18 protein-coding genes are annotated in these 22,952 nt (G+C 75.8%); 10 read left to right on the top strand and 8 right to left on the bottom strand.

The genetic code is table 11. The annotated features are described in order from the left end of the window. Position 1 precedes the first annotated feature (1 nt). From ACFXHB_RS15525 to ACFXHB_RS15510, 4 genes are all read left to right on the top strand, one after another. Positions 2 to 868 carry an ABC transporter permease gene (locus tag ACFXHB_RS15525; RefSeq protein WP_380574682.1) on the top strand — a complete coding sequence of 289 codons (867 nt, stop codon included), beginning with the start codon at positions 2 to 4 and terminating at the stop codon, positions 866 to 868. Further along, positions 865 to 2,466, top strand: coding sequence for an ABC transporter ATP-binding protein (locus ACFXHB_RS15520; RefSeq protein ID WP_380574681.1), 1,602 nt, complete (start codon positions 865 to 867; stop codon positions 2,464 to 2,466). Before ACFXHB_RS15525 ends, ACFXHB_RS15520 begins: the two co-directional genes overlap by 4 nt. Further along, positions 2,463 to 4,844 carry an arylsulfatase gene (locus ACFXHB_RS15515; RefSeq protein WP_380574680.1) on the top strand — a complete coding sequence of 794 codons (2,382 nt, stop codon included), beginning with the start codon at positions 2,463 to 2,465 and terminating at the stop codon, positions 4,842 to 4,844. The genes ACFXHB_RS15520 and ACFXHB_RS15515 overlap by 4 nt, the downstream gene beginning before the upstream one ends. A gap of 181 nt (positions 4,845 to 5,025) precedes the next feature. Next, a complete protein-coding gene (locus ACFXHB_RS15510) occupies positions 5,026 to 5,691 on the top strand; it encodes a 4'-phosphopantetheinyl transferase (RefSeq protein ID WP_380574729.1) in 666 nt (221 codons plus the stop codon). Positions 5,692 to 5,827: 136 nt separating this feature from the next. Here the strand turns inward: ACFXHB_RS15510 and ACFXHB_RS15505 are convergent, their stop codons facing one another. Further along, complete coding sequence (locus ACFXHB_RS15505; RefSeq protein WP_380574679.1) at positions 5,828 to 6,055, bottom strand: hypothetical protein; 228 nt, start codon at positions 6,053 to 6,055, stop codon at positions 5,828 to 5,830. 334 nt (positions 6,056 to 6,389) lie between these two features. After that, positions 6,390 to 7,361 carry a polysaccharide deacetylase family protein gene (locus tag ACFXHB_RS15500; protein WP_380574678.1) on the bottom strand — a complete coding sequence of 324 codons (972 nt, stop codon included), beginning with the start codon at positions 7,359 to 7,361 and terminating at the stop codon, positions 6,390 to 6,392. Positions 7,362 to 7,680: 319 nt separating this feature from the next. On the opposite strand from ACFXHB_RS15500, the gene ACFXHB_RS15495 reads away from it, so the two are divergent. After that, a complete protein-coding gene (locus ACFXHB_RS15495; protein ID WP_380574677.1) occupies positions 7,681 to 8,568 on the top strand; it encodes an SMP-30/gluconolactonase/LRE family protein in 888 nt (295 codons plus the stop codon). A gap of 76 nt (positions 8,569 to 8,644) precedes the next feature. Here the strand turns inward: ACFXHB_RS15495 and hemC are convergent, their stop codons facing one another. Continuing rightward, positions 8,645 to 9,580: a hydroxymethylbilane synthase gene (hemC, locus tag ACFXHB_RS15490; protein ID WP_380574676.1), complete on the bottom strand. Its 936-nt coding sequence runs from the start codon at positions 9,578 to 9,580 to the stop codon at positions 8,645 to 8,647. 248 nt (positions 9,581 to 9,828) lie between these two features. On the opposite strand from hemC, the gene ACFXHB_RS15485 reads away from it, so the two are divergent. Beyond that, positions 9,829 to 11,484, top strand: coding sequence for a CehA/McbA family metallohydrolase (locus ACFXHB_RS15485; RefSeq protein WP_380574675.1), 1,656 nt, complete (start codon positions 9,829 to 9,831; stop codon positions 11,482 to 11,484). Positions 11,485 to 11,763: 279 nt separating this feature from the next. After that, complete coding sequence (locus tag ACFXHB_RS15480) at positions 11,764 to 12,258, top strand: hypothetical protein (protein ID WP_380574673.1); 495 nt, start codon at positions 11,764 to 11,766, stop codon at positions 12,256 to 12,258. An 84-nt stretch (positions 12,259 to 12,342) separates the two neighbouring features. Here the strand turns inward: ACFXHB_RS15480 and ACFXHB_RS15475 are convergent, their stop codons facing one another. Further along, entirely contained in the window at positions 12,343 to 13,911 is a 1,569-nt protein-coding gene (locus ACFXHB_RS15475) for a hypothetical protein (protein WP_380574672.1), read from the bottom strand. 524 nt (positions 13,912 to 14,435) lie between these two features. On the opposite strand from ACFXHB_RS15475, the gene ACFXHB_RS15470 reads away from it, so the two are divergent. The 3 genes from ACFXHB_RS15470 (at position 14,436) to ACFXHB_RS15460 (ending at position 15,704) form a co-directional block, all read left to right on the top strand. Further along, positions 14,436 to 14,822, top strand: coding sequence for a barstar family protein (locus ACFXHB_RS15470; RefSeq protein ID WP_380574671.1), 387 nt, complete (start codon positions 14,436 to 14,438; stop codon positions 14,820 to 14,822). 53 nt (positions 14,823 to 14,875) lie between these two features. Then, complete coding sequence (locus ACFXHB_RS15465) at positions 14,876 to 15,337, top strand: ribonuclease domain-containing protein (RefSeq protein ID WP_380574670.1); 462 nt, start codon at positions 14,876 to 14,878, stop codon at positions 15,335 to 15,337. A gap of 97 nt (positions 15,338 to 15,434) precedes the next feature. Beyond that, positions 15,435 to 15,704, top strand: coding sequence for a hypothetical protein (locus tag ACFXHB_RS15460; protein WP_380574668.1), 270 nt, complete (start codon positions 15,435 to 15,437; stop codon positions 15,702 to 15,704). A gap of 74 nt (positions 15,705 to 15,778) precedes the next feature. Here the strand turns inward: ACFXHB_RS15460 and ACFXHB_RS15455 are convergent, their stop codons facing one another. From ACFXHB_RS15455 to ACFXHB_RS15440, 4 genes are all read right to left on the bottom strand, one after another. Continuing rightward, positions 15,779 to 16,393, bottom strand: a complete 615-nt coding sequence (locus ACFXHB_RS15455; RefSeq protein WP_380574666.1) for a sigma-70 family RNA polymerase sigma factor — start codon at positions 16,391 to 16,393, stop codon at positions 15,779 to 15,781. Between the two features lie 156 nt (positions 16,394 to 16,549). Next, positions 16,550 to 17,863, bottom strand: a complete 1,314-nt coding sequence (locus ACFXHB_RS15450) for a S8 family serine peptidase (RefSeq protein ID WP_380574664.1) — start codon at positions 17,861 to 17,863, stop codon at positions 16,550 to 16,552. Beyond that, complete coding sequence (locus ACFXHB_RS15445; RefSeq protein WP_380574662.1) at positions 17,860 to 21,234, bottom strand: right-handed parallel beta-helix repeat-containing protein; 3,375 nt, start codon at positions 21,232 to 21,234, stop codon at positions 17,860 to 17,862. The genes ACFXHB_RS15450 and ACFXHB_RS15445 overlap by 4 nt, the downstream gene beginning before the upstream one ends. Positions 21,235 to 21,364: 130 nt before the next feature. After that, entirely contained in the window at positions 21,365 to 22,933 is a 1,569-nt protein-coding gene (locus ACFXHB_RS15440) for a hypothetical protein (protein ID WP_380574661.1), read from the bottom strand. Between the last annotated feature and the right edge of the window lie 19 nt (positions 22,934 to 22,952).

The following is a 22,952-nucleotide window of genomic DNA, read 5'->3' as shown; positions in this document are numbered from 1 at the left end:
GATGACCGCCCTGACCACCGAGGCGCCGCGGCGCGCCGCCGGCGCCACCCGCGCCCGCCGCAACCGCTACCTGGCCGGCCTGCTCACCGGGCGCGGCCTCACCGGCCTGGCCCTCGTCGGCACGGTCGCGCTGGCCGGCCTGTTCGCGCCGCTGCTGACCGACCTCGACCCCAACGCGCAGAGCGCCCTCGCTCTCGCCGGCCCCGGCGCCGACCACCCCTTCGGCACCGACGACCTGGGCCGCGACCTCTTCAGCCGGGTGCTGCACGGTATCGGCACCGATCTCGCGATCACCTTCAGCGCCGTCCCGGTCGGTGCCGTGCTCGGCTGCTCGCTCGCCCTGCTCGCGGCCTCCTCCCGCTGGGCGGACGTCACCGTCCAGCGCGCCTTCGACCTGCTGCTCGCCTTCCCCGGGATCATCCTGGCGCTCGCCGTGACCGCCGTACTGGGCCCCGGCCGCTGGCCGGTGCTGATCGTCATCGCCCTCGCCGAGATACCCGGCTTCGGGCGGCAGTTGCGGGCCGGCATCCTGGTCCAGCGGGAGCGTGAGTACGCGCTGGCCGCCCGGGTCGGCGGGGCGTCACGGCTGCGGGTGCTGCTGCGCCACGTCGTCCCCAACGCCGCCGATCCGCTGATCGTGCAGACCGCGGTCGCCCTCTCCATCGGGGTCTTCATCGAGGGCGCGATGAGCTTCCTGGGGCTGGGTGTCCGTCCGCCGGATCCCACCCTCGGCTCCATCCTCAGCCAGTCCGTCGCCTACCTCTCCACCCAACCCGCCTTCGCGGCCGCCCCGCTCGCCGCGACCACCGCGCTGGTGCTCGGCTTCACGCTGATCGCCGAGGCCCTGAACAAGGGGATCCGCCGATGAGCCGCCCAGTCCTGCGGGTACGGGACCTGACCGTCGAGTTCGACGCCGTCAAGGCCGTCGACGGCGTCGGCTTCGAGCTGTCCGCCGGCGACACGCTCGGCCTGGTCGGCGAGTCCGGCTCCGGGAAGTCGACCACCGCGCTGGCCCTGCTGCGGATGCTGCCGGCCGGCGGGCGGATCAGCGCCGGCTCGGTCGAGCTGGACGGCCAGGACCTCGCGGCACTGCCCGAGGCCGCACTGCGCGGCCTGCGCGGACGGCGGATCGCGATGATCTTCCAGGATCCGATGTCCTCGCTCAACCCGGTCCTCACCGTCGGCAAGCAGCTCGACGAGGCACTGCGGGCCCACGGCGACGCCGGGCGGGCCGAACGTGCCGCCCGGGCGGTCGAGTTGCTCGACCTGGTCGGCATCCCCGACGCCAGCGGGCGGCTGGGCGACCATCCGCACCAGTTCTCCGGCGGCCAGCGCCAGCGCGTCATGATCGCGCTCGCCCTGGCCAACCGCGCCGAGGTGCTGGTCGCCGACGAGCCGACCACCGCGCTCGACCCGACCGTCCAGCAGCAGATCCTCCAACTGCTCGACCGGATCAACCGGGAGACCGGCACCGCCCTGGTGGTGATCAGCCACGACCTCGGCGTGATCGCCCGGACCTGCCGCCGGATCCTGGTGATGCGCGACGGCCGGGTGGTCGAACGGGGCGCCACCGGCGAGGTGCTCGCCGCGCCCCGACACCCTTACACCAAGCGACTGCTGGCCGCCGTGCCGCGCCTGGAGACGCCCTCCGAGGCCGGCGCCAACAGCCTCCCGGGAGCCGAACCGCTGCTCACCGTCCACGGGTTGCGCAAGACCTACGGTCCGCGCCGACGGCCGGTCACCGCCCTGGACGGCGTCGACCTGGAGCTCCACCCCGGGGAGACGCTCGGGCTGGTCGGCGAGTCCGGCTCCGGGAAGTCCACCCTGGCCCGCGCACTCGTCCAGGTGCACGCGCCCTCGGCGGGCACCATCCGGTTCCGGGGCGAGGAACTCGGCCGCGACGGCGGCCGGGCCGCCCGGCGCGAGCTGCAGATGGTCTTCCAGGACCCGTACTCCTCGCTCAACCCGCGGCTGACGGCCGGCCGGATCATCGAGGAGCCGCTGATCGCGCACGGGCTCGGCACCGCGGCCGAGCGGGCCGCGCGGGTCGCCGAGCTGCTCCAGCAGGTCGGCCTGGAGCCCGAGTCGGCGGACCGGCACCCGCGCGCCTTCTCCGGCGGCCAGCGCCAACGGATCGGCATCGCCCGCGCGTTGGCACCCCGGCCGAGCGTGCTGATCTGCGACGAACCGGTCTCCGCGCTGGACGTGTCGGTCCAGGCCCAGGTGATCGAGCTGCTCGCCCGGCTCCAGCGCGAACTCGGCCTCGCCGTCCTGTTCATCGCCCACGACCTCGCCGTCGTCCGCCAGGTCAGCCACCGGATCGCCGTGATGCACCGCGGCCGGATCGTGGAGACCGGCCCGGCCGACCGCGTCGTCACCGCGCCGGAACACCCCTACACCGCCGAACTCCTCGCCGCCGTACCGCGCCTGGACGCCGTCGGCCCCACCCTCAGGAGCACCGTATGAGCAGCACCGCCGGGCCCGACCGAGCATCCGCGCCCGACCTCGGCCAGGAGCCGGCGCAGGCCCCCGGCCGGCGCGACCCGTACGCCGGGTTCGCCGGCACCGTCGGCCGCACCTTCGCCGGCTCCACCGCCGCCTGGCCGCGGCCGGTCCGGCCGCGCGAGGGCGCGCCCAACATCGTCGTCGTGCTGATCGACGACATGGGCTACAGCGACATCGGACCGTTCGGCGCCGAGATCCCCACGCCCACCCTGGACCGGCTCGCGGCGGGCGGCGTCAAACTGGCGAACTACCACACCATGCCGCTCTGCTCACCCGCCCGCGCGGCCCTGCTCACCGGCCTCAACCCGCACCGGGTCGGGTACTCCTTCGTCGCCAACGCCGACCCCGGCTTCCCCGGCTACGGCATGGAGGTGGCGGCGGACATCCCGACCCTGGCCGAGACGCTGCACGACAACGGCTACGCCACCTATGCCGTCGGCAAGTGGCACCTGACCCGCGACTCCGCCTCCAACGCCGCCGACAACCGCGCCAACTGGCCCCTGCAGAAGGGCTTCGACCAGTACTACGGCGTCCTCGAAGGCCTGACCAGCCTCTTCCACCCGCACCAACTCGTGCGCGACAACAGCCCGCTGGACATCGACGAGTTCCCGGACGACTACTACTACACGGACGACATCACCGACCGGGCGATCGCCATGGTGAAGTCGCTTCGCGCGCACGACGCCGACAAGCCGTTCTTCCTCTACCTGGCGCACAACGCGGTGCACGGCCCGCTCCAGGCGAAGCCGGCCGACCTCGCCCGGCACCGGGGCCGCTACGACGAGGGCTGGGACGAACTGCGCGCCGCCCGCTTCGCCCGGCAGCTCGCCGCCGGCCACTTCCCGGTCGGCACCGAACTGCCCGACCGCAACGGCGAGGCCGGGTACGACGTCGGCCCCTGGGACGAACTCACGGACGTCCAGCAGAAGTTGTACGCCAAGTACATGGAGGTGTACGCGGCGATGGTCGACAACGTCGACCAGAACCTCGGCCGGCTCACCGACACCCTCGCCGCACTCGGTGAACTCGACAACACCATCATCGTGTTCACCTCCGACAACGGCGGCACCGGCGAGGGCGGCGCCGAGGGCACCCGCAGCTACTTCAGCCGCTTCGTCCACCACCCGAACCTGCCCGCCGACTGGAACCCCGACGTCGCACGGGAGATCGAGCTGATCGGCGGCCCGCGCAGCCTGGTGCACTACCCGCGCGGCTGGGGCATGGCCTCCAACACGCCGTTCCGGCTCTACAAGGGCCAGACCTACGCGGGCGGCGTCCGGGTGCCCTTCGTGCTCTCCTGGCCGGCCGGTCTGCCGCGCGCCGAGGGTGACACCGGGGTGCGTCCGCAGTACCAGTACGTCACCGACATCCTGCCCACCCTGCTCGAACTCGCCGGTGTGGAACGGCCGTCGGAGCGCTCGGGGCAGCCGGTGCAGTCCCTCGACGGGATCAGCTTCGCGCCCGTGCTGCGCGACCCGGCGGCCGGCTCCACCCACCCCGAGCAGTACTGCGAGATGACCGGCAACCGCAGCTACTACCGGGACGGCTGGAAGCTGGTCACCCTGCACCGCTTCGGCGCCCCCTACGACGACGGCGAGTGGGCGCTCCACGACCTGCGCACCGACCCGACCGAGATCCACGACGTCGCCGCCGACCACCCCGAGCTGGTCAAGGAGCTGTCCGCCGCCTGGGAGGCCGCCGCCTGGCGCAACGGCGTCTTCCCGCTGGCCGACGGCAGCGGCGCGCTCGCCCTGCGCGGCCCGGAGGACGAGCGGCTGCGGCGACCGGTCACCCTGCTCGCGGGCACCCCCGAGCTGGAGCGGTACCGCTCGTCCCGGCTGATCTCCTTCCGCTCCTTCCGCGTCGACGCCGAGCTGACCGCCCACGCCGCCGGGGATCAGGGCGTGCTGGTGTCGCACGGGGACCAGGGCGGCGGCTACAGCCTGTACGTCGAGGACGGCCGGCTGCGGTTCGCCTACAACCAGTACGGCGAGCTGTTCGAGGCAGACGGCGGGCCGCTCACGGCGGGCGCCCACCTGGTCACGGTCGAGGCGACCGCGGTGGCGGACCTCAAGTGGGAGTTCCGGCTGCTGGTCGACGGCACCGAGGGCGGGCGGCTCGGGCCGGTCCACCAGCTGATCGGCATGGCGCCGTTCCAGGGCATCAGTGTCGGCGTGGACCGGAAGTCCCCGGTCTCCTGGCCGGTGTACGAGCGGCACCGCTCGTTCCGCTACACCGGCGACCTGCGCGCGGTCACCTACCGGCCGGGTGCCCCGGCACCGTACGACCCGGAGACGGTCGTCCGCGCGCTGCGCGAGGCCGCGGCGGCCTTCGAGTAGCCCGCGGCGCGGGTGGCCGGGGCGCTCCCCGGGTGGGCCGTGCCGCGTGCCCGGCGGCCCCCGCGGGCCCGTCCGGGTGGCCGCGGGGGCCTTCGGCCAACGATCCGGCCGGCCCCCCTACGGGCCGGCCGGTCGGGTTAAGCTCACCGTCGTACGCGTGCCACACATTCAGGGGGGACCTGTGATCGGCGAACTGCTTCCCGCATCGGTCGTGGTGGAGACGGCCTACGACGACCCGCCGCAGGCCCGGCTGGAGCCGGCCGAGGAGGCGGTCGTCGCCCGCGCCGTCGAGACCAGGCGCCGGGAGTTCACCACCGTCCGGCACTGCGCCCGGCTCGCGCTCGGCCGGCTCGGCGTCCCGTACCGGCCGCTGGTCCCCGGTCCGCGCGGCGCGCCGAGCTGGCCCGACGGGGTGGTCGGCAGCCTGACGCACTGCGCCGGCTTCCGGGGCGCGGCCGTCGCCCGCGCGGGCGAGGTGGTGTCGATCGGCATCGACGCCGAACCGGCCGCGGCCCTGCCGGAGGGCGTGCTCGACACCATCGCGCTGACCGGCGAGCAGGAGCGGACCGCCGAACTGCTCGCGGACCACCCTGGGCTGCCCTGGGACCGCTTGCTGTTCAGCGCCAAGGAGGCCGTCTACAAGGCCTGGTTCCCGCTCACCGGCATCTTCCTGGACTTCTCGGAAGCCGACATCACGCTGCGTCCGGACGGCACCTTCCACGCCGTGCTGCTGGTCCCGGGTCCGGTGGTGGAGGGGCATCGCCTCACCGGCTTCGACGGGCGGTGGGCCGTCCGCGACGGCCTGCTCGCCACCGCGATCACCGTCCTGCCGGGCGCGCGCGGGTAACGCCCCCGGGGCAGCGGTCGGACCGGACGCGCCGGACCGGACGCGCCGGGGTGGACGCGCCACAGGCCGTCCGGCTCCGGGGAGACCGGTCGGAAGGGCCGGATCGGCCGCCTGGGGATCCGGCGGCCGGCCCGGCTCAGAGCTTGAACAGCTTGTCGTAGGGCTGAACGACTCGCACCTGGTGCGAGCCGAAGTCGACCAGGACCGCGCCCTGACCCGCGGTCTCGGTGCTGATGATGCGGCCCAGACCGTACTGGTCGTGGGTGACGCGGTCACCGGCGGCGAACTGCTTGAGGGGCGGTGGAGCCTCGCTTCGGAAGGGACTGGTGGGCAGGTGGCGTCTCGGCGCAGGTGATTTCGTCATCCCTGGAAGTATGCGCCCAGTTCGCGGTCCCGGGCCGCACCAAGGCGCCGAATTCCACGATCCGAACGGGCCGCCGGCCACCCGGCAGCGGCCCGCGGGGCGCGCCGGGAGGGAAGGTCCGATCCCACCGGGGCGCCGCGTTCCGCCGCCGTTCCCGCCCCGTTCCGGCCCTGTTCCGACGCCGTTCCGTCCTTCCCGCTGCCCGGTCCGGCCTCGCCGGGCCCCCGCCGCCGGCCGTCACGGATCCGCCGAAGCCCTTCCCGGAGGGGGTGGGAGAGTGCGGACGGTGCCTTGACACGGCCGGATCCGGCCGGCCCCACCGCCGGGCGGCGGCTCAGGCCAGCACGTCGGAGAGGCGGACGAAACGGCGGCCCGCGGCCAGCAGGGCCGGCAGGGCCGCCGCGAACCCGGGAGCCGTCCCGCCGCCCGGGTGGTTCATATGGGCGATCACGATCGCGCCGGGCGGTGCGGCCGCCACCTCGCTCCGGACCTGGGCTGCACCGAGGGTGGCGCCACCGTCACCGTTGACGGTGAAGCCGGCCACGCGTTCGCCCAGCCCGGTGACGATCCGGGTCGCGACGTCGTCGTAGTGGGCGGTGCCGGAGCGGAAGAAGCGCGGCGGCCGGCCGAGCAGGGCGGCCAGCTTGGCCGCGTTGCCCGCGATCTCGTCGTACACCTCGCCCACGTCCCGGGTACCCCTGATTCCGTACGCGGACCGGCCGGTGACCGAGAGCGGTCGGTGCGCCGTCCCGTGGTTGGCGATCTCGAACAGCGGGTCACCGGCGAGGCTCTCGAACTCGGCGGGGTTGGCGTCGATCCAGCGGGCGTTGAGGAAGAGGGTCGCGGGGACGCCGTTCGCCCGCAGGAGGTCGATCAGGTCGGCGTCGTAGCCCGAACCGCCGGGGCCGCCGCAGGCGTCGAAGGTGAGCGCCGTGGCCCCGTCCCCGTCCGGCAACCCGGTGACCACTCCGGGGACTTCGAGACCCCACTGCTCGGGCGTCGCGTCCCCGTAGCGGGCCACCACCTCGGCCCGGCCGCCGGCGGGAGCGGGCGTCGGGGGCTCCGCCGCGGTACCTTCGGCCGGCTCGGCGACGGCCGAAGGTACCGCGGCGGGCGCCGCGGAGGTGGGTGCCGCGGCGGAGGGTGTCGCGGTCGTCGTGGCGACGGCGGAGGTGGTGGCGGGCGCGGTGGCGGCCCCCTGAGCCACGGGCGGCCGGCTTCCGCTCCCGGCCCTGGTGACGGGCTGACATCCCGCCAGCGCGCCGCCCGCCGCCAGCACCAGGACCGCCCGACGACTCAGCCCCATGCCCATTCCTCCACAATAGTCATAAAGTCAGATAACTCGCCCGTCTGCTTCTATGAATACCGATCGTCCGACACCCGCAACTCCAGCCCCCTGCTCCAGCCCCTGCTCCACCCCACTGCAGCCGCGCGCCCCTCGGCCCCACCGCTCCCCCGGCCGCGCCGGCACTCCCCCCGCCCGACGCGGGCCCCGGCCACGGGTGGACCAGGAAGTCGACCGGTCCGACGTCCTACGCCGGACAGCCCAGTACCGCCCGGCCGCAGAGCCCGCCGAGCCCGTCGCGCACACCGAGCCCGTCGAACCCGCCGACCGAGGAGCCCCGATGCCCGACCCGCACCCCACCGACCCGCACCCGAGCGACCCGCACCCCGCCGACGCCGTCCGCACCGTCCTGAGCGGGCTCGCCCTCGGTGAGTCGCCGCGCTGGCACGCCGGCCAGGTCTGGCTCTGCGACTGGGGCGCGCAGGAGCTGATCACGGTCGGGAGCGACGACCGGCCCACCGTCGTCGCCGCCGTCCCCTCGTTCCCGTTCTGCATCGACTGGCTGCCCGAGCCGGACGGCCGCCTGCTGATCGTCGCCGGCGGCGACCGGCGGCTGCTGCGCCGCGAGACGAACGGCACCCTGACCCCGTACGCGGACCTGCGGCCGCTCTCCGACCGCCCGTGGAACGAGGTGGCCGTGGACGGGCGCGGCAACGCCTACGTCAACGGGATCGGGTACGACCTGATGGGCGGCGAGGCCCCCGCGCCGGGCCTGCTCGCCCTGGTCACCCCGGACGGCGCGGTCCGCCGGGTGGCCGACGGCCTCGCCTTCCCCAACGGCATGGCCGTCACCCCGGACGGTTCGACGCTCATCGTCGCCGAGTCGCACGCCGCCCGGCTCACCGCCTTCACCATCGGCCCCGGCGGCGAGCTGACCGACCGCCGGGTCTGGGCCGAGGTGGCGGGGTCGGCACCGGACGGCATCAGCCTGGACGCGGAGGGCGCGGTCTGGTTCGCCGACGTCCCCGGCCGCTGCTGCGTGCGGGTCCGCGAAGGCGGCGAGGTGCTCCGGCGGATCGCGTTCGACCGGGGCTGCTTCTCCTGCGCCCTCGGCGGCCCGGACGGCCGGACCCTCTTCGTCACCGCCGCCCGCTGGCCGCCCCCGCAGGGCACCCGCACCGGCCGCCTGCTGGCCGTCGAGGTCGACGTCCCCGGGCGCCTGCGCTGACCCGCACGGCGGGACCCGGCCCGCACCGGCGGGTCGGGCCGGTCAGCGGCTCAGTCGCTCAGGCCGCTCAGGCCGCTCAGGCCGGGACGGCGGGCCTGATGGCGTCGAGGATGGACCGCGCGCCCCGGTCGACCAGGTCGTCGGCCAGCGCCGCGCCCAGCCGCTCCGGTTCGCTCGCGGGCCCGGTGACCGATCCCGTGACCTGGCGCCGGCCGTCGAGGGAGGTGACCTGGGCGTACAGCCGGAGCGTCCCGTCGGCCCGCGTCGTGGCACTCGCGCCCACCGGCACACTGCACCCGCCGTGCAGCTGCGCCAGCAGGGCCCGCTCGGCGCGGACCTCGCGGTCCACGGCGACGTCCCCCACGGTCGAGAGCACCGCCCGGACCGCCCGGTTGTCCTCCCGGACCTGGATGCCCAGGGCTCCCTGCCCCGGACTCGGCGGGAACAGGTCGAGGGGCAGCGCCTCCCCGATCTCGTCCTGCCGGCCGAGGCGGTTGAGACCGGCGACGGCCAGCACCACGGCGTCCAGCTTCAGGGAGCGGAGCTTCTCCAGCCGGGTCGGGACGTTGCCCCGGATCGGCACCGGGACGATGTCGGGGCGCACCGCCAGCAGCTGGGCGATCCGACGGGCAGCGCCGGTGCCCACCCGGGCCCCCTTCGGGAGCCCGTCCAGCGTCGATCCGCACAGCGCGTCCCGGACGTCCTCCCGCCCCGGCGGGGGCAGCAGGACCAGTCCCTCGGGGTTCGCGGTCGGCAGGTCCTTCAGGGAGTGGACCACCACGTCCACCTCACCCCGGACCAGTGCGGCCTCCTGCTCGGTACTGAAGGCCGACCCGCCGCTGACGGCCGAGACGTTCGACAGCGGCGACGTCCGGTCCTTGTCGCCGCCTTCGAGGATCACCCGCTGGGTGAAGGTGATCTCCGGGTACCGGACGCGCAGCGGGGCCAGGTAGTCGCGCACCTGGGTCCGGGCCAGGGCACTCGCGCGTGAGCCGACCAGGAACGTGGGCACGGGGACCAACTCCTCCAGTTGACTGCCGGTCGGTTCCATCGTAGGCGGGGGGACCCCGTGCCTTTACAGACAGTGAGTCGGCAACCACGCGTACCGGCCCGCCGCCCGCTCGCACCGGGCACCTTCACCGACCCGCCCCGCCCCGGTGGGGCCCGGCTCACCGACGGTTCACCGGCGGGGGTAGGGAGGCGGGCGTACCGGCCGGGTGACCGCCCGCCGCCGGTGTCCGCCCGAGACCGGAGGCTCCGATGACCGACCGCGACACCGGCCCCACTGCCGACACTCCGTCCCCCGACCGCACCGCCGGTCCGGCCGGCGCCGACCCGGCCGGCGAGGCCCCGCGGCCCGGCCCGCCCGTACTCGACCGGCGCGGCCTGCTCCGGTCCGGCCTGGCCACCGGTGCCGTCACCGCCCTCGGCCTGGCCGCCGCCGCACCCGCCGGGGCCGCCGGGGCCACGCCCGACCGGACGATCAGCCTCACCGGCCATCTCCCCACCGGGGCACCGGACTTCGTCCTCCTCCCGTTCGACGTCCCGGCCGGCGTCCGGGAGATCGCCGTCTCCTACGGTTACGACCGGCCGACCGTCCCCGCCGGAACGCCCGGCAACTCCTGCGACATCGGCCTCTTCGACGAACGCGGCACCGAACTCGGCGGGCGCGGGTTCCGGGGCTGGTCGGGCGGGTTCCGGACCGAGTTCAGCGTCGCCCGCGACCAGGCGACGCCCGGCTACCTGCCCGGACCGATCGACCCCGGCCGGTGGCACATCGTGCTCGGCCCCTACCAGGTGGCGCCGCAGGGGCTCGACTACCGCGTCCAGGTGACGCTCCGGTTCGGCGCGCCCGGGCCGGAGTTCACCCCGTCCTACCCGCCGGAGCGGGCCCGCGGCCGGGGACGCGCCTGGTACCGGGGCGACTCCCACCTGCACACCGTGCACTCCGACGGACGCCGGCTCCCGGCCGAGGTGGCGGCCGGCGCGCGGGCGGCCGGGCTGGACTTCATCGTCTCGACCGACCACAACACCACCTCCTCGCACGGCGTCTGGGGGCCGCTGGCCGGTCCCGACCTGCTGATCGTGCTCGGCGAGGAGGTCACCACCCGCAACGGTCACTGGCTGGCGCTGGGCCTGCGGCCGGGCCAGTTCGTCGACTGGCGCTACCGCGCCCGCGACGAGGCGTTCCCGCGCTTCGCCCGGCAGGTCCGCCGCCAGGGCGGCCTGGTGGTCCCCGCGCACCCGTACTGCCCCTACGTCGCCTGCCAGTGGAAGTTCGGCTACGCGGACGCGGACGCGGTGGAGGTCTGGAACGGGCCGTGGACGTACGACGACGAGTCCGCGCTGGACACCTGGGACGCCCAGCTCTCCGTCGCGCTGCGCGAGGGGCGGCCCTGGCTGCCGGCCGTCGGCAACAGCGACGCGCACAGCGCCCCTCAGGTCATCGGCTCCCCGCACACCGTCGTCCGGGCCGAGGACCTCAGCCGCGACGCGATCCTCGACGGCCTCCGGGCCGGCCGCAGCTGGCTGGCCGAATCGGCCTCCGTCCAGCTCGACTTCACCGCCACCGGGCAGGGCCGGCAGGCGGGCATCGGCGAGCAGCTGACCGTCCCGGCGGACGCCCCGGTGGACGTGCGGATCGCGGTGTCCGGGGTGCCGGGCGGGACCGTCCGGTTCCTGACCGACGAGGGCCAGCTGCACCAGGAGTCACTGCCCGCCGACGGGACCGGCACGGTGGTGTGGCGCACCACCGCCTCGCTCGCCGCGTACGTCCGGGCGGAGGTCCGCCACACCAGGGCGGACGGGACGCCCGGCCGGGGCAACGCGATGGGGCCGGACCTCCCGTGGGGTCCGATGGCGGCCCTGACCAACCCGATCGTGCTCCGGTCGCCCACGCGCTCCGAGGACCGGTAGGCCGACCGGCGGGCCGCCGGGCCGCCCGACGGGACGCGCGGCGGGCCGCCCGACCGGAGGAGCCGCGGGGGCGGCCGTCCGGGGATCGACGGGGGGAGGACTCGGGGCACCGGCGTGGACTAGGTTGATCTCCGACAGCAGTCAGTCGTGGGGACGAGGCGATCGGCTGTCCGTACCCGGGTCCGGCTGCCCGTTCGTCTCCGGCCGGCCCGTGCGTTCCGGCCGCCGCCCCTCCCCCGGAACCTCCTCCGTCCCCGGCCCGTGAAGGGATCAGCAGCTGTGAACCGTACGACCGTAGGTGGGCCGCAGCTCGGGGGCGGTCGGGGCGCCGGCGGCGTCGTCGTCGTCGCCGACCCGGCCGGGGCCGGCAACGGCCGGGTCACCCCCCTGCTGGCGAACGCGCTGACCCCGAGCGTCCACCTGCGGGCCGACGACTTCCGGCGGGCCGTCCGGCAGGGGTTCGTCGCGGCGCACCTGCCGCAGGCGCACCGGCAGAACGAGACGGCGCTGGCGGCCGCCATCCAGGCCGCCTTCGCCTTCGCCACCGGCGGGTACCAGGTGGTGCTGGACGCCACGGTCGCACCGGAGACGCTGGACGTCCTGCGCCGCGAGAGCCGCACCACCGGCGCGCCCCTGCACTACGTGGTGCTGCGGCCGGCCGACCAAGCGGGCGAGCCGGACCGGCACACGGTGGACGCCGGGGCGGAGCCCGCGGTGACCGCCGGGGCCGTGCTCGACGGCCTGACCCGGGGGGCCTTCCTGCTCGGCTGGTGAACCCGACGGGCGCGGCCCTCGGTACCCCGGTGGACCGGGGTGCCGAGGGCCGCGTGCCGTCCGCCTCCGGCGGGCCCGGCGGGGTCAGCCGGCGAGCTGCTCCGGGTCGCGGCGGCGGGTGCCGACCAGTCCGAGCGCGCCGCCCAGGAAGAGCAGGGCACCGGTCGTGGTGAGCAGGATGTCCGTCCCGCCCGCACCGGTGGAGGCGAGCGAGCCGCCGCCCGGCGCGGCGGGCGCGGGGGCTCCCCCGGCGGCCTGCGCGGACGGCGAGTCCACCGCGCCCGGGGTGGGCGGAACGGTCGTCGGGGTGACCGCGCCGGCCGGCGTCGTGGGCGGCTTCGACACCGTGGTCGCGCCCGCGCTCGCGGGGGCGCTCGGCGTCGTCGTGGTGGGCGGCGCCGTGGTCGGTGCCGTGGGCGGCACCGTGGCCGGCGGGGAGCTCGGCGGGACGCAGACCGTGCGGGCGGGCGTCGGGGTACCGGTCGCGATGCCGGGCAGCGAGGGCTTGACCTCGCCGGCCGACGGGGCCGCGTCGGCGGGCCGGGCGGTGGTCGGGGTCGGCAGCGGCCAGGTGGTCCGGCCGGGGCCGGTGGGCAGGGTGGTGACGACGGACGGGCTCGGGCAGGGCGCGTCCCCACCCGGCACCGAGTCCATGTGGTAGCCGGCCACGATCCGGGTGAAGTCGTACGCGGCCTGCTGGACGCCGCTGCAGGTCGCGGTGGTGAAGGTGCCGGCCGCGCACGGACGGTCCCGGTTGACCGCCCAGAAACCGAACCGGGCCAGGTGGCGGGTGGCGGCGAAGTCGCGGACGGCGCGGAAGTCGGCCGGCGTGAGCTGCTCGCCCTGCTGGTCGGTGCGGCCGTTCATGGACGAGACGCCGGTGTGCCGCCAGGCCTTGTCCTCGTCCCAGTCGTAGGCGGTGGCGACGGCGCGCTGGAGACCGGTGACGGCGGTGACGGTGGCGGCCGCCATGGTGCCCTCGTGGGAGGTGAAGTCGAACGGCATGGCCGTCCAGCCGTCCACCACCAGGCCGGCCTTGGCGGCCAGCGTGACCAGGTCGGCGCCGTCGGCGTCGGGGCCCGTCGGGTCGACCGGGAAGGTGACGTAGACGAGCAGGCCGGGGTTCTTCGCCTTCAGCGCCTTCAAGGCGTCGACGACCCGCTTGCGCACCTCGGGGGTACTCAGCTCGGTCGACTCGATGTCGATGTCCACCGCCTTCAGACCGTAGGCGTCGACCACCTTCTGGTACGCGGCGGCCAGTTCGGCGGCGGTGGCGCAGCGCTCGCCGAGCTTGGCGCCGTCCCAGCCGCCGAAGGAGGCGAGGATCTCGCCGCCGGCGGCGCGGATCTTCTTGATCGCCTTCTCGTCGCCGCCCCCGGTCAGGGCACGGCTGCCGTCCCACTTCGGGTCGCAGCCGCCCCCGGAGAGGACGAAGGAGAGGGCGAACTGCCGCAGCCCGGTGGCCTTCATGACGGCGACCGGGTCGGGGGCGTCGCCCCAGCCGAGGTACTCGGAGACGGCGTTGAGGCCGATCGGGTCCGCGGTGTCGGCGGCGGGGGCCTCGTGCTGCATGAGGATGAGCGCGGCACCGGCGACGAGGGCGGTGGAGGCCGCCGCCATACGTCGGCGGCGAGTGAGCCGGTGTTTGGGCATCGGGACTCTCCTGAGCTGGGAGCGGACGGGCGGACCGGCCCGGCATCCGCCACGCGGAGCGCCCCGGCGGCCGCCCTCCCACAAGGGCACCGCCGGGGCGCCAGGGGGCCCGGATCCCGCCGGGGCGCGGGAGCCGGGAGTTCCGTGGCCGGAGCCGGACGCGAGACCCGGGCCGGTGGGCCCGGGACACGCCGCGCGCCGTACGCCGGGCGCGGCTCTCAGCTGTAGCTACGGACGGGCCGCGCCTCCCGGTTCACGCGGCCCGGAGCCGATCGACCGTCAGGATCGGTCCGGAGGACCCGAGTTGGCCGTCGACCGGAGAGCGGGTGAACCGGCGCCCGCACGGGGGGACGAGCGCCGGTGGCGGTACCGCCACCCTGAAGAACGGACCCGCCCCGCCCCACGGTTCACCGGCGTGGAGGAATTCCCGAGGTCAGCGTTCCGACGGGGCCCGCGCCCGGCCGCGCACCTCCGGCGGACCGCTCCCGGCCGTACCGCCCCGCCCGACCCCCTAGGCTCGTCCCGTGACCACGACCTACGTACTGGACGGCACCCGGATCACCACCCTCGAAGACTTCTGGCGCGTGATCGGCGAGGCCGTCAACGGCCCCGGCGGCTACTTCGGGCGCAACCTCGACGCGTTCGCCGACTGTCTCTCCGGCGGCTTCGGCACCCCCGAGGACGGGGACTACCGGGTCGAATGGCGCGACCACGAGGCGTCCCGCCGAGCGCTGGGCCACCCGGAGACGGCCCGTCAGCTCGAACTGCGCCTCGGCCGCTGCCACCCCTCGAACCGGCCGGCCGTCACCGAGCGGCTCCGGGCCGCGCGGGCCGGACAGGGCCCGACCGTCTTCGACTGGCTCGTCGAGATCTTCGAGGAACGCGCCCCCGGAGCCCTCCGACTGCGCTGAGTCATCCGGGTGACGCGGGGTGACGGAAGCGCCCCGCCCTCGTTCTGCCGGGCATGACCACACTCGGCAGTCTGCGGCGCGTCGCCGCCACCACCCTGCTCCTGGCCTCCGTCGTCGTGCCCGCCGCCTCACCCGCCGCGGCCGCGCCCACCCCGTCCACCGCGCACCACGCGGCGGTCCGCGCTGTCATCGAACCCCCGCTGCCCGTCGAGGACTTCCCGGCCCAGGTCGAGGAGGCGTGCGCCATCTGGCGGGGGCTCGACTGGCCGCAGGCCAACCGCCCGCTGGACTACCCCGCCGGCCCCGGCCTGGTGATCCGCGGCAGCAACGTCTACGGCAACCGCAGCGGCGACCTCCCCAAGGACGGCCACTACCGCGAGTACGACGTCAACCCGCGCACCCCCGGCACCCACCGCGACGCCGAGCGCCTCGTCCGCGACCCCGACACCCACACCGTCTGGTACAGCGGGGACCACTACGCCAACTTCCGCGAGATCGGCTCGGGCTGCTCCTGACGGACGGCGCCGCCGCCCTGCTCCCGGGCGGCGGCGCACCGCACACCGCTCGCGCCGCCGAGGTGCGCTCGGCAACCCCGCCGACCAGAGTGGGACGGTGAGCGTCCTCGTCCTGCTCGAACCCGAACTCGTCCGCACCTCGGCGACCGGTGCCACCACCGACTACGTCGAGCGCGTCCGCGCCGTGCACGCGGCGCCGGCCGCCCCGGAGGCACCCGGGACCCCCGGCGGTACGACCCTGTGCGGCCTGGGTACCGGCCGGATGCGCAGGGACCCGTACCGGCCACCCGAGCCCGGCGCACCGTGGTACCCCCCGAACTGGAGCGACCGGGTCTGCCCCCACTGCGACCGCGTGGCACCCACCTGAGCCGGACGGGCCCGGAGGCGGCCCGCGCCTCCGGGCCCGGGGGTGGCGGGAGCGGGGGGTGGCGGGGCGCGGGGCTAGGGGGCGGAGACCATGCCGCGGGCTTCGAGGATCGGGCGGAGGGCGCGGACGGCGTAGAAGCTGCGGGACTTGACCGTACCGACCGGTACGCCGAGGACGGCGGCGGCCTCGGCCATCGAGCGGCCGTGCATGTGGAGCTCGACCAGGACGTCGCGGTGGTGCGGCTGCAGTTCGGCGAGCGCGACCGCCATGTCCTGGGCGGCGAGCACCTCGTCGTAGGGGTCGTGGGTGCCGGCGTGCTCCTCGGGGGCGTCGTCGGCGACCTCCTGGGCGCGGGCGGCCTGCATCCGGAAGTGGTCGATGGCGATCCGGCGGGCCACGGTGAACAGCCACGGGCGGCTGTACTCGGGGCCCCGGCGGATGGCGGCCGGGTTCTGCCAGGCGCGCAGCAGGGTCTCCTGGACGATGTCCTCGGCCTTGCCCCGGTCGCCGCTGGTGACGCGGAGCATCGCGCGCAGCAGGTAGCCGCCGTGCAGGCGGTAGAGCTCGGCCAGGGTGTGCTGGTCGAGGGTGGGCCGGTCCGCGCGACTGACGGGGGTGTCCGGGGCGCCCCCGGCCTCCCCGGTGTCCCGGTGGGTGTCCTCGGCGTGAGCGGTAGCGTCGATCACCACGGCGGTTTGAGCCCCTCGCAACGTCGGTACGTCGGGCAGGCCACTGCGGCTGCCCCTCCCCCCTTGGCCGCACACGTTTCCAGCCACCGCCAACATCGGACCAACGCTGCTCCAACGAGGCTCCCGACGGGGCGTTGGCGGGCGGGCCGGCCGCCGCTACGGCGCGGGCCGGGAGCGCCGGCGGCCCGCGCGGAGGGCGGCCGTGGCGAGCGCGACCACCACGACCAGTGCGGCGCTCACCCCGGCCAGTGCCGAGGCCCGGGTGGTGGCGGTCCGGTCGGGCCGCGGCGGGACGGTCACCGGGTCGACGGCGGCGCGGGGCGCGCCGGTGACCGCCGGCTGGGCGGTCGCGGCGGCCACCACGTCCACCGTGCCCCAGCCGAGGGCCGGGTCGGGCAGCGCCGCACCCGGCCGGTAGGCGGTCGATTTCAGCCGCTCGACGACCTGGGCCGGCGTCCACGCGGGCTCCCGGGAGAGCAGCAGCGCCGCCGCTCCGGCGACCAGGGCGGCGGCTCCGCTCGGCCCCGAGAAGGTGTAGTGGCCACCGCCGGGCCCGGCTGCCTGGAGGCCCTCGCCGGGCGCGGCGAGGTCGACCCGGACCCCCGCGGCGGCCGCGACGCCGGGGACCGAGGCACCCGACCCCGCGTCACCGGACGGTGCTCCGCCCGGGCCGATCGAGGCCACCGCGAGCACGCCGGGGTAGCCGGCCGGGTACACCGCGCCCTTGGCCGTCTGGCCGTCCGGCCCGGCCGGGGCGACCAGCAGCAGGCCCTTCGTCCCGGCGTACTCGACGGCTTCGGCGAGGGCCTGGCTGGGCGCCGGTGCCACGGATCCGACCACGGCCACCCGGGCACCGGCGTCGGCCGCCGCCCGGATGCCCTGGGCGAGCAGGTCCGCCGTGGTGGTACCGGCGTCGTCGGTCACCCGGACGGCCAGCACCGTCGCCTCCGGAGCGATCCCGGCCGGTCCCCCGGCGGCCGGGCGGTGGCCGGCCAGCAGGGTGGCGAGGAAGGTGCCGTGGCCCACGCAGTCCTGGCCGGAGTCGCCCTGACCCTGCACCCGGGGGCCGATCCGGAGCCGCCCGGCCAGCGCCCCGGAGCCGGTGCCCGTGGCCGCCTCGACCCCGGTGCCGAGCACGGCGACGGTCACCCCCGTGCCCCGGCCGACCGGCCAGGCGGCCTCGGGCCGCAGATAGGTCTGGGCCCAGGGGGCCCGGTCGGTGGTCCGGGTGGCCGGCTTGCGGCACCCGCTCTCCCGTACGTCGGAGAGGGTCTGGCTCATCGGCGGCAGCTCCGCCGAGGTGCCGGAGGACGAGGCGGTAGGCGCGGCGGCGCCGGGGGAGTCCGCCGCGGCCGGGACGGCGGGGGTCAGCAGGGCGACCGCGCCCAGCGCGGCCGCCAGCGCGGCCCGGCGGCGGCGCCGGGGACCGGTCGGCCCCGCCGGGCCGGCCGTTCCCCCACGTCGCCTCATACCGCGCTGCCCATCCGCTCCACCGCGATGTCCTGCGGCAGGAGCAGGCTGAGCTCGGAGAGGTCGGCGAAGTCGAGCCGGCCGAGCCGGCCCGCCTGGCGGGTGATCATGCCTTCCAGGGCCTGCCGGGCGAAGCGCCCGTTGCCGAAGGTGCGGTCCCGCGGGACCGCCGCGAACAGCCGCTCCAGGGCCGCCAGGGTCTCCGGGGCGCAGGTGTAGCCGGCCTTGTCGGCGTGCCGGCCCACGATGGTGACGAGTTCGGCGTCGGTGTAGTGGCCGAAGTCGACCTGGCGGGAGAAGCGGGACGCCAGGCCGGGGTTGGAGGACAGGAAGTGCTGCATCTCGTCCTCGTAGCCAGCGACGATCACCACCACCTCGTCCCGGTGGTCCTCCATCAGCTTCATCAGGGTGTCCACCGCCTCCTGCCCGAAGTCGCCGCCGTTGCCGTGGCGCGGCGTCAGCGTGTACGCCTCGTCGATGAACAGCACCCCGCCGCGGGCCCGGTCGAAGGCCTCCTTGGTGAGCTGCGCCGTGTGGCCGACGTAGCGGCCGACCAGGTCGGAGCGGGCGGTCTCGATCAGCTGGCCGCCCGGCAGCACGCCCAGTTCGGCGAGGAGCTGCCCGTAGAGCCGGGCGACGGTGGTCTTGCCGGTCCCGGGCGGGCCGGCGAAGACCAGGTGGTGGCTGATGGTCGCGGTGGGCAGCCCGGCCTCCTCGCGCCGGCGGACCTGGCGGATCAGGTTGACGAGGTCCTCGACCTGTTCCTTGGCGGCGGGCAGGCCGACCATCGCGCGCAGCTCGGCGAGCAGCTCGGTGCCGTCCTTCCTGGCCGCCTGCGCGGGCTCCACCGGCGCGACGTCCTCGGGGACGAGCAGCGCCAGGTCCGCGTCGGAGATCTCGGGCTGGGTCGAGAGCCTGGTCGCCTGACGGTCCACCATCTCCTCGAACACCTTGCGGGCCGCCCGGCCGTTGCCGAAGTCCTCGCCCTTGGGCATCCGTTCGAAGAGCAGGGTGAGGGCCTCGCGGGCGCCGTCGGCCAGTTCGTAGCCGTGCCCGGCGGCGGCCCGCTCGACGATGGTGACCAGCTCGTCGACCTCGTAGTTGGCGAACTCCACGGTGCGGCTGAAGCGGGAGGCCAGGCCCGGGTTGGAGGCCAGGAAGTCGGTCATCTCGGTGGAGTAGCCGGCCACGATGACCACGATGTCCTCGCGGTGGTCCTCCATCAGTTTGACCAGGGTGTCGATCGCCTCGCGCCCGAAGTCCGGCCCGCTGCCGCCGGAGCCCGCCGAGAGCGTGTACGCCTCGTCGAGGAAGAGCACCCCGCCGAGGGCCGACTGGAACACCTCGGTGGTCTTGAGCGCGGTGCCGCCGATGATCGAGGCGACCAGGTCGGCGCGGGCCACCTCGGTCAGGTGCCCGCTGCGCAGCACGCCCAGCTCGGCGAGGATGCTGCCGTAGAGCCGGGCGACGGTGGTCTTGCCGGTCCCGGGCGGGCCGGCGAAGACCAGGTGGCGGCTCATCGGCAGGGCGGGCATGCCGGCGAGTTCCCGGCGCCGGGCCAGCTTGTTGAGGTTGACCAGGGTGGCGACCTGTTCCTTGACACCGGCCAGCCCGACCAGGGACTCCAGCACCTCCAGCGGGCCGGCCTCGCCGGCCGGCTGCGCGGACGCGCTCTCGGCGGCGGGCTCCCCGGCGGGTCCGTGGCCGGGGTCGGCGGCTGCCCCGGCCGGCTGCGCCCCCCGGGGGGCGGGCGCCGATCCGGTGGTGGCGGTGCCGTGCGCGTCCGGCAGGCCGTTCTCCTCGCTGACCAGTTCCTCCAGGGCGAGCCGCTCGCTCGGCTCGCTCTGGCGCAGGCCGGAGCCCCGGTTGCGGGAGAGCGTGCAACCGGTCAGCCGGACCGCCTCGGTGGAGTCGGCCCGGACGCCGTCGCCGGTGTTCTCGGTCGCCGACAGCTGGACCAGCACGGCCCGCGCCCCGGCCCCGAGCCGGACGCCGTGGCGGCGGTTGCCGGTCACCCGGACCCGGGTGCAGGTCAGTTCGGCACCGTCCTCGGCCGTGATGCCGTCCTCCGCCGATCCGGACACCTCGCAGTCGCGCAGCGTCGCCGTGCCGACCCGGCCCAGCAGCACCCCCGACCCCCCGGAGCCGCGCACCACGGTGGAGCCGACCCGGGTGTCCGCGCCCTCGGCGAACCGGAGGCCGGACCGTCCCGCGTCCAGCACCTCGCAGTTCTCCAACTGGCCGCGTCCGTCCCGGATCGCGGCCAGGCCGTCGCCCTTGGCGCGGTGGACGGCGACCCGGCGCAGTCGCGGGTTGGCGCCGTCGGTGATCAGCACGCCGGTGCCGGCCACGTCCCGCACCTCCAGCCGGTCGAAGTCGGCCGAGCTGTCGCCGGTCAGTTCCACCCCGTCGGCCCCGCAGTCCCGGACGACGGTGCGGGCCAGCGTCGGGCCGGAGGACTCGCCCACCCAGATGCCGACGCCCTGCGCGCTGTCCACCTCGCAGTCCTCGAAGGTGCCGCGCGAGCGGGCCGTGACGTGGATGCCGTGGCCCGCCGTCCGCGAGGCCCGGCAGCGGCGCAGCCGCGGGTCGGTGCCGGCGGCGAGCGCGATGCCGTGGCCGGAGGTCGCGGTGACGGTGCAGTCCTCCAGCACCACCTGGGCGGAGGAGGAGATGTAGACGCCGATCGTGGTGTCGCGGACGGTGGTGCGCACCAGCCGGGTGGTGCTGCGCTCCTCCAGGGCGATCCCGGGCTTGTCGGTGACCGAGATCTCGCAGCCCTCGAAGGTGCCTCGGGCGTCACCGTTGGCGCAGATGCCGTTGCCGCGCGCGTCGCGCAGCACGCAGTTGCGCAGCAGCGGGTTGGCGCGCTCGCCGATCACCACCGCGGAGCTGCCGAGGTGTTCGATCACGCAGTCCTCGATGACGCTGGTCCCGCTGGAGGTCTCGACGATGCCGGCGCCCGCCGGGTTGGTGACGCGGCATCCGCGCATCGCCAGGGTGCCGTCCCCGCGGGTCAGCAGGGCCGTCCAGGAGCTGCCGACCACTTCGCAGTCCTGGACGGCGGCCTGCCCGCGCGGCACGTCGATGGCGGGCATCTCCTCGTCCTGCCCCTGCAGGATCAGACCGGTGAGCTGCACCGCCTCGGCGGTCACCTGGACGACGCAGCCCCGCCGGGCGGTGATCCGGACGCTGCCCCGGGCCTCCGCGGCGGTGATGGTGACCAGCTTGGTGATCACCAGGTTCTCCTCGTACCGGCCGGGGCGCACCGAGATCACCGCCCCGCTGCGGGCCGCCGCCAGCGCGTCACCGATGGTGCGGTACCGGCCGTCCCGCTGCTCCGGGCACACCGTCAGCACATGGCGCGACATGGCGTGGCCTTCCTTTCGCTTGATCCGTCGATGACGTGGACCGGCCCGGCGACGAGCCGCACCGGTCCGGTGATGCCGCGGACCGGGCGGACCGTGGGTCCGGCCGGTCCGGTGCCGCTCCGGACGCCCGTCAGCCGGTGCAGTCGGCGCGGACGGCGGCGGCCGCGTGGTGGGCCTTGTCGGCGTCACCGCCCCAGTCGATGCCGCGGTCGTGCAGCATGACCGCGATCCGGCCGCCGGTCAGCGGGAAGGTGCCGGCGCTGGCCCAGGTGCCGCGGGCGGTGGTCTGGTCGACCTTGAAGTCGGCGACGGTGCCGCTGCCGGGCGAGGAGCTGTTCTGCACGGTGTAGTAGGTGGGCTTGCCGCCCACCAGCTTGCGGTCGCTGCTGTTGGGGACGTAGACCGAGATCCGGCAGGTGCCGCTGGTGACCGGGGCCGTGGTGAAGGTCCACACCACCGAGTTGCCCTTGTCGGAGTTGGCCGCGCCGGTCATCGGGATCGAGTCGTACTTGCTGCTGCAGCCCGAACCCGAGTAGCCGCCGGCGGTGTTGACCGTCCAGCCGGTGGAGCCGTTCGTCCACTGGCCGTACTGGGCGTAGCCGGCGCCGGAGTTGCCGCAGCCGGGGCCGGCGACGGCGGCGAAGGTGGGGGCGGCGGGCTTCGGCGGGACGGGCTGCTGGGGCGTGGGCTGCTGGGGGTTCGGCTGCGACGGGTTCGGCTGCGGCACGGTGCCGCCGCTGGTGCCGCCGGTCCCACTGGTGCCACCGGTTCCGCCGCCGGTCCCGCTGGTGCCCCCGGTGCCACTGGTACCGCCGGTGCCACTGGTACCGCCGGTGCCACTGGTACCGCCGGTACCGCTGGTCCCCCCGGTGCCACTGGTGCCCCCGGTCCCGCCGGTGGCCGGCGGCTTGGCGCCCGGGGCGGGTGTGGTGCCGGGCCGGGAGAGCAGGTTGGTGTTGGGGGCCGGGGCCCCGCCGGTGTTCGGGGTGGTGCCGTTGTTCGGGGCCCCACCGGTGTTCGGGCCGGTACCCGACGTGCCCTCGGGAGTGCCCTCGGCCCCGGGCGTGGTCGGGGCGCCCGCGGTCTGGTCCGGGACCTGGGCGGGATCGGTGGTCGGCGCGCCGGAGGCGTTGGGGTCGGTGGGCGCCGAGGACGGCGCGGGGTCGCCGAGCTCCGGGCCGTCGGCCGGCGGCAGGTCCGCCTGGCTCAGGCCGACGGCGTCACCCGACCCGTCCTTCGCCGCCCGGTTGCCGTCGGTGATCAGGAACGGCAGGCCCATCAGCACCACGCCGGCGGTGGCGGCGGCGACCAGCACCGGCCGCTTCAGCCGGGCCCGGCTGAAGCGGTCCGGACGCCAAGCCGGCGCGGTGCCGGTCGGGTCCGGCCCCGGCTCCGGCTCCGGGTCGGGCAGCGGCGCGAGCACCGGACCGGGGACGGGCGGCGCGGCGGGCGGAGGCACCGGGGCCGCGGCCGCGGCCGCCACCGGCCCGGTCGGCACGGCGGCGACCTGCCCGTACTGCGGCACGACCGGCGGCGGGGTGGCGGGCAGCACGGCGGCCGGCGGCACGACCGCCGCCGGGGGCGCGGCCGCGGCGGGGGCGGCCGCGGCGGCCTCCTCCTCCATCTCCCAGGCCACCGAGGGCAGCTGAATGCTCGCCGCCCCGCCCTGAGCCCCGTTTCCACTTGTGCTCGTGCCCACCGCAGCTCCTCGGCTCCGC

Origin of the sequence: Kitasatospora sp. NPDC059327 (assembly GCF_042752535.1) — a bacterium.
GTDB lineage: Bacteria > Actinomycetota > Actinomycetes > Streptomycetales > Streptomycetaceae > Kitasatospora.
The sequence above is the reverse complement of the archived record's forward strand: the minus strand, read 5'-3'. Positions and strand labels throughout refer to the sequence as shown.

Excerpts from the sequence above, each read along its gene's own strand:
- ACFXHB_RS15525 (WP_380574682.1), top strand. The coding sequence starts at position 2 with ATGACCGCCCTGACCACCGAGGCGCCGCGGCGCGCCGCCGGCGCCACC.
- ACFXHB_RS15520 (WP_380574681.1), top strand. The coding sequence starts at position 865 with ATGAGCCGCCCAGTCCTGCGGGTACGGGACCTGACCGTCGAGTTCGAC.
- ACFXHB_RS15515 (WP_380574680.1), top strand. The coding sequence starts at position 2,463 with ATGAGCAGCACCGCCGGGCCCGACCGAGCATCCGCGCCCGACCTCGGC.
- ACFXHB_RS15505 (WP_380574679.1), bottom strand. The coding sequence starts at position 6,055 with ATGACGAAATCACCTGCGCCGAGACGCCACCTGCCCACCAGTCCCTTC.
- ACFXHB_RS15500 (WP_380574678.1), bottom strand. The coding sequence starts at position 7,361 with ATGGGGCTGAGTCGTCGGGCGGTCCTGGTGCTGGCGGCGGGCGGCGCG.
- ACFXHB_RS15495 (WP_380574677.1), top strand. The coding sequence starts at position 7,681 with ATGCCCGACCCGCACCCCACCGACCCGCACCCGAGCGACCCGCACCCC.
- ACFXHB_RS15485 (WP_380574675.1), top strand. The coding sequence starts at position 9,829 with ATGACCGACCGCGACACCGGCCCCACTGCCGACACTCCGTCCCCCGAC.
- ACFXHB_RS15475 (WP_380574672.1), bottom strand. The coding sequence starts at position 13,911 with ATGCCCAAACACCGGCTCACTCGCCGCCGACGTATGGCGGCGGCCTCC.
- ACFXHB_RS15465 (WP_380574670.1), top strand. The coding sequence starts at position 14,876 with ATGACCACACTCGGCAGTCTGCGGCGCGTCGCCGCCACCACCCTGCTC.
- ACFXHB_RS15450 (WP_380574664.1), bottom strand. The coding sequence starts at position 17,863 with ATGAGGCGACGTGGGGGAACGGCCGGCCCGGCGGGGCCGACCGGTCCC.
- ACFXHB_RS15445 (WP_380574662.1), bottom strand. The coding sequence starts at position 21,234 with ATGTCGCGCCATGTGCTGACGGTGTGCCCGGAGCAGCGGGACGGCCGG.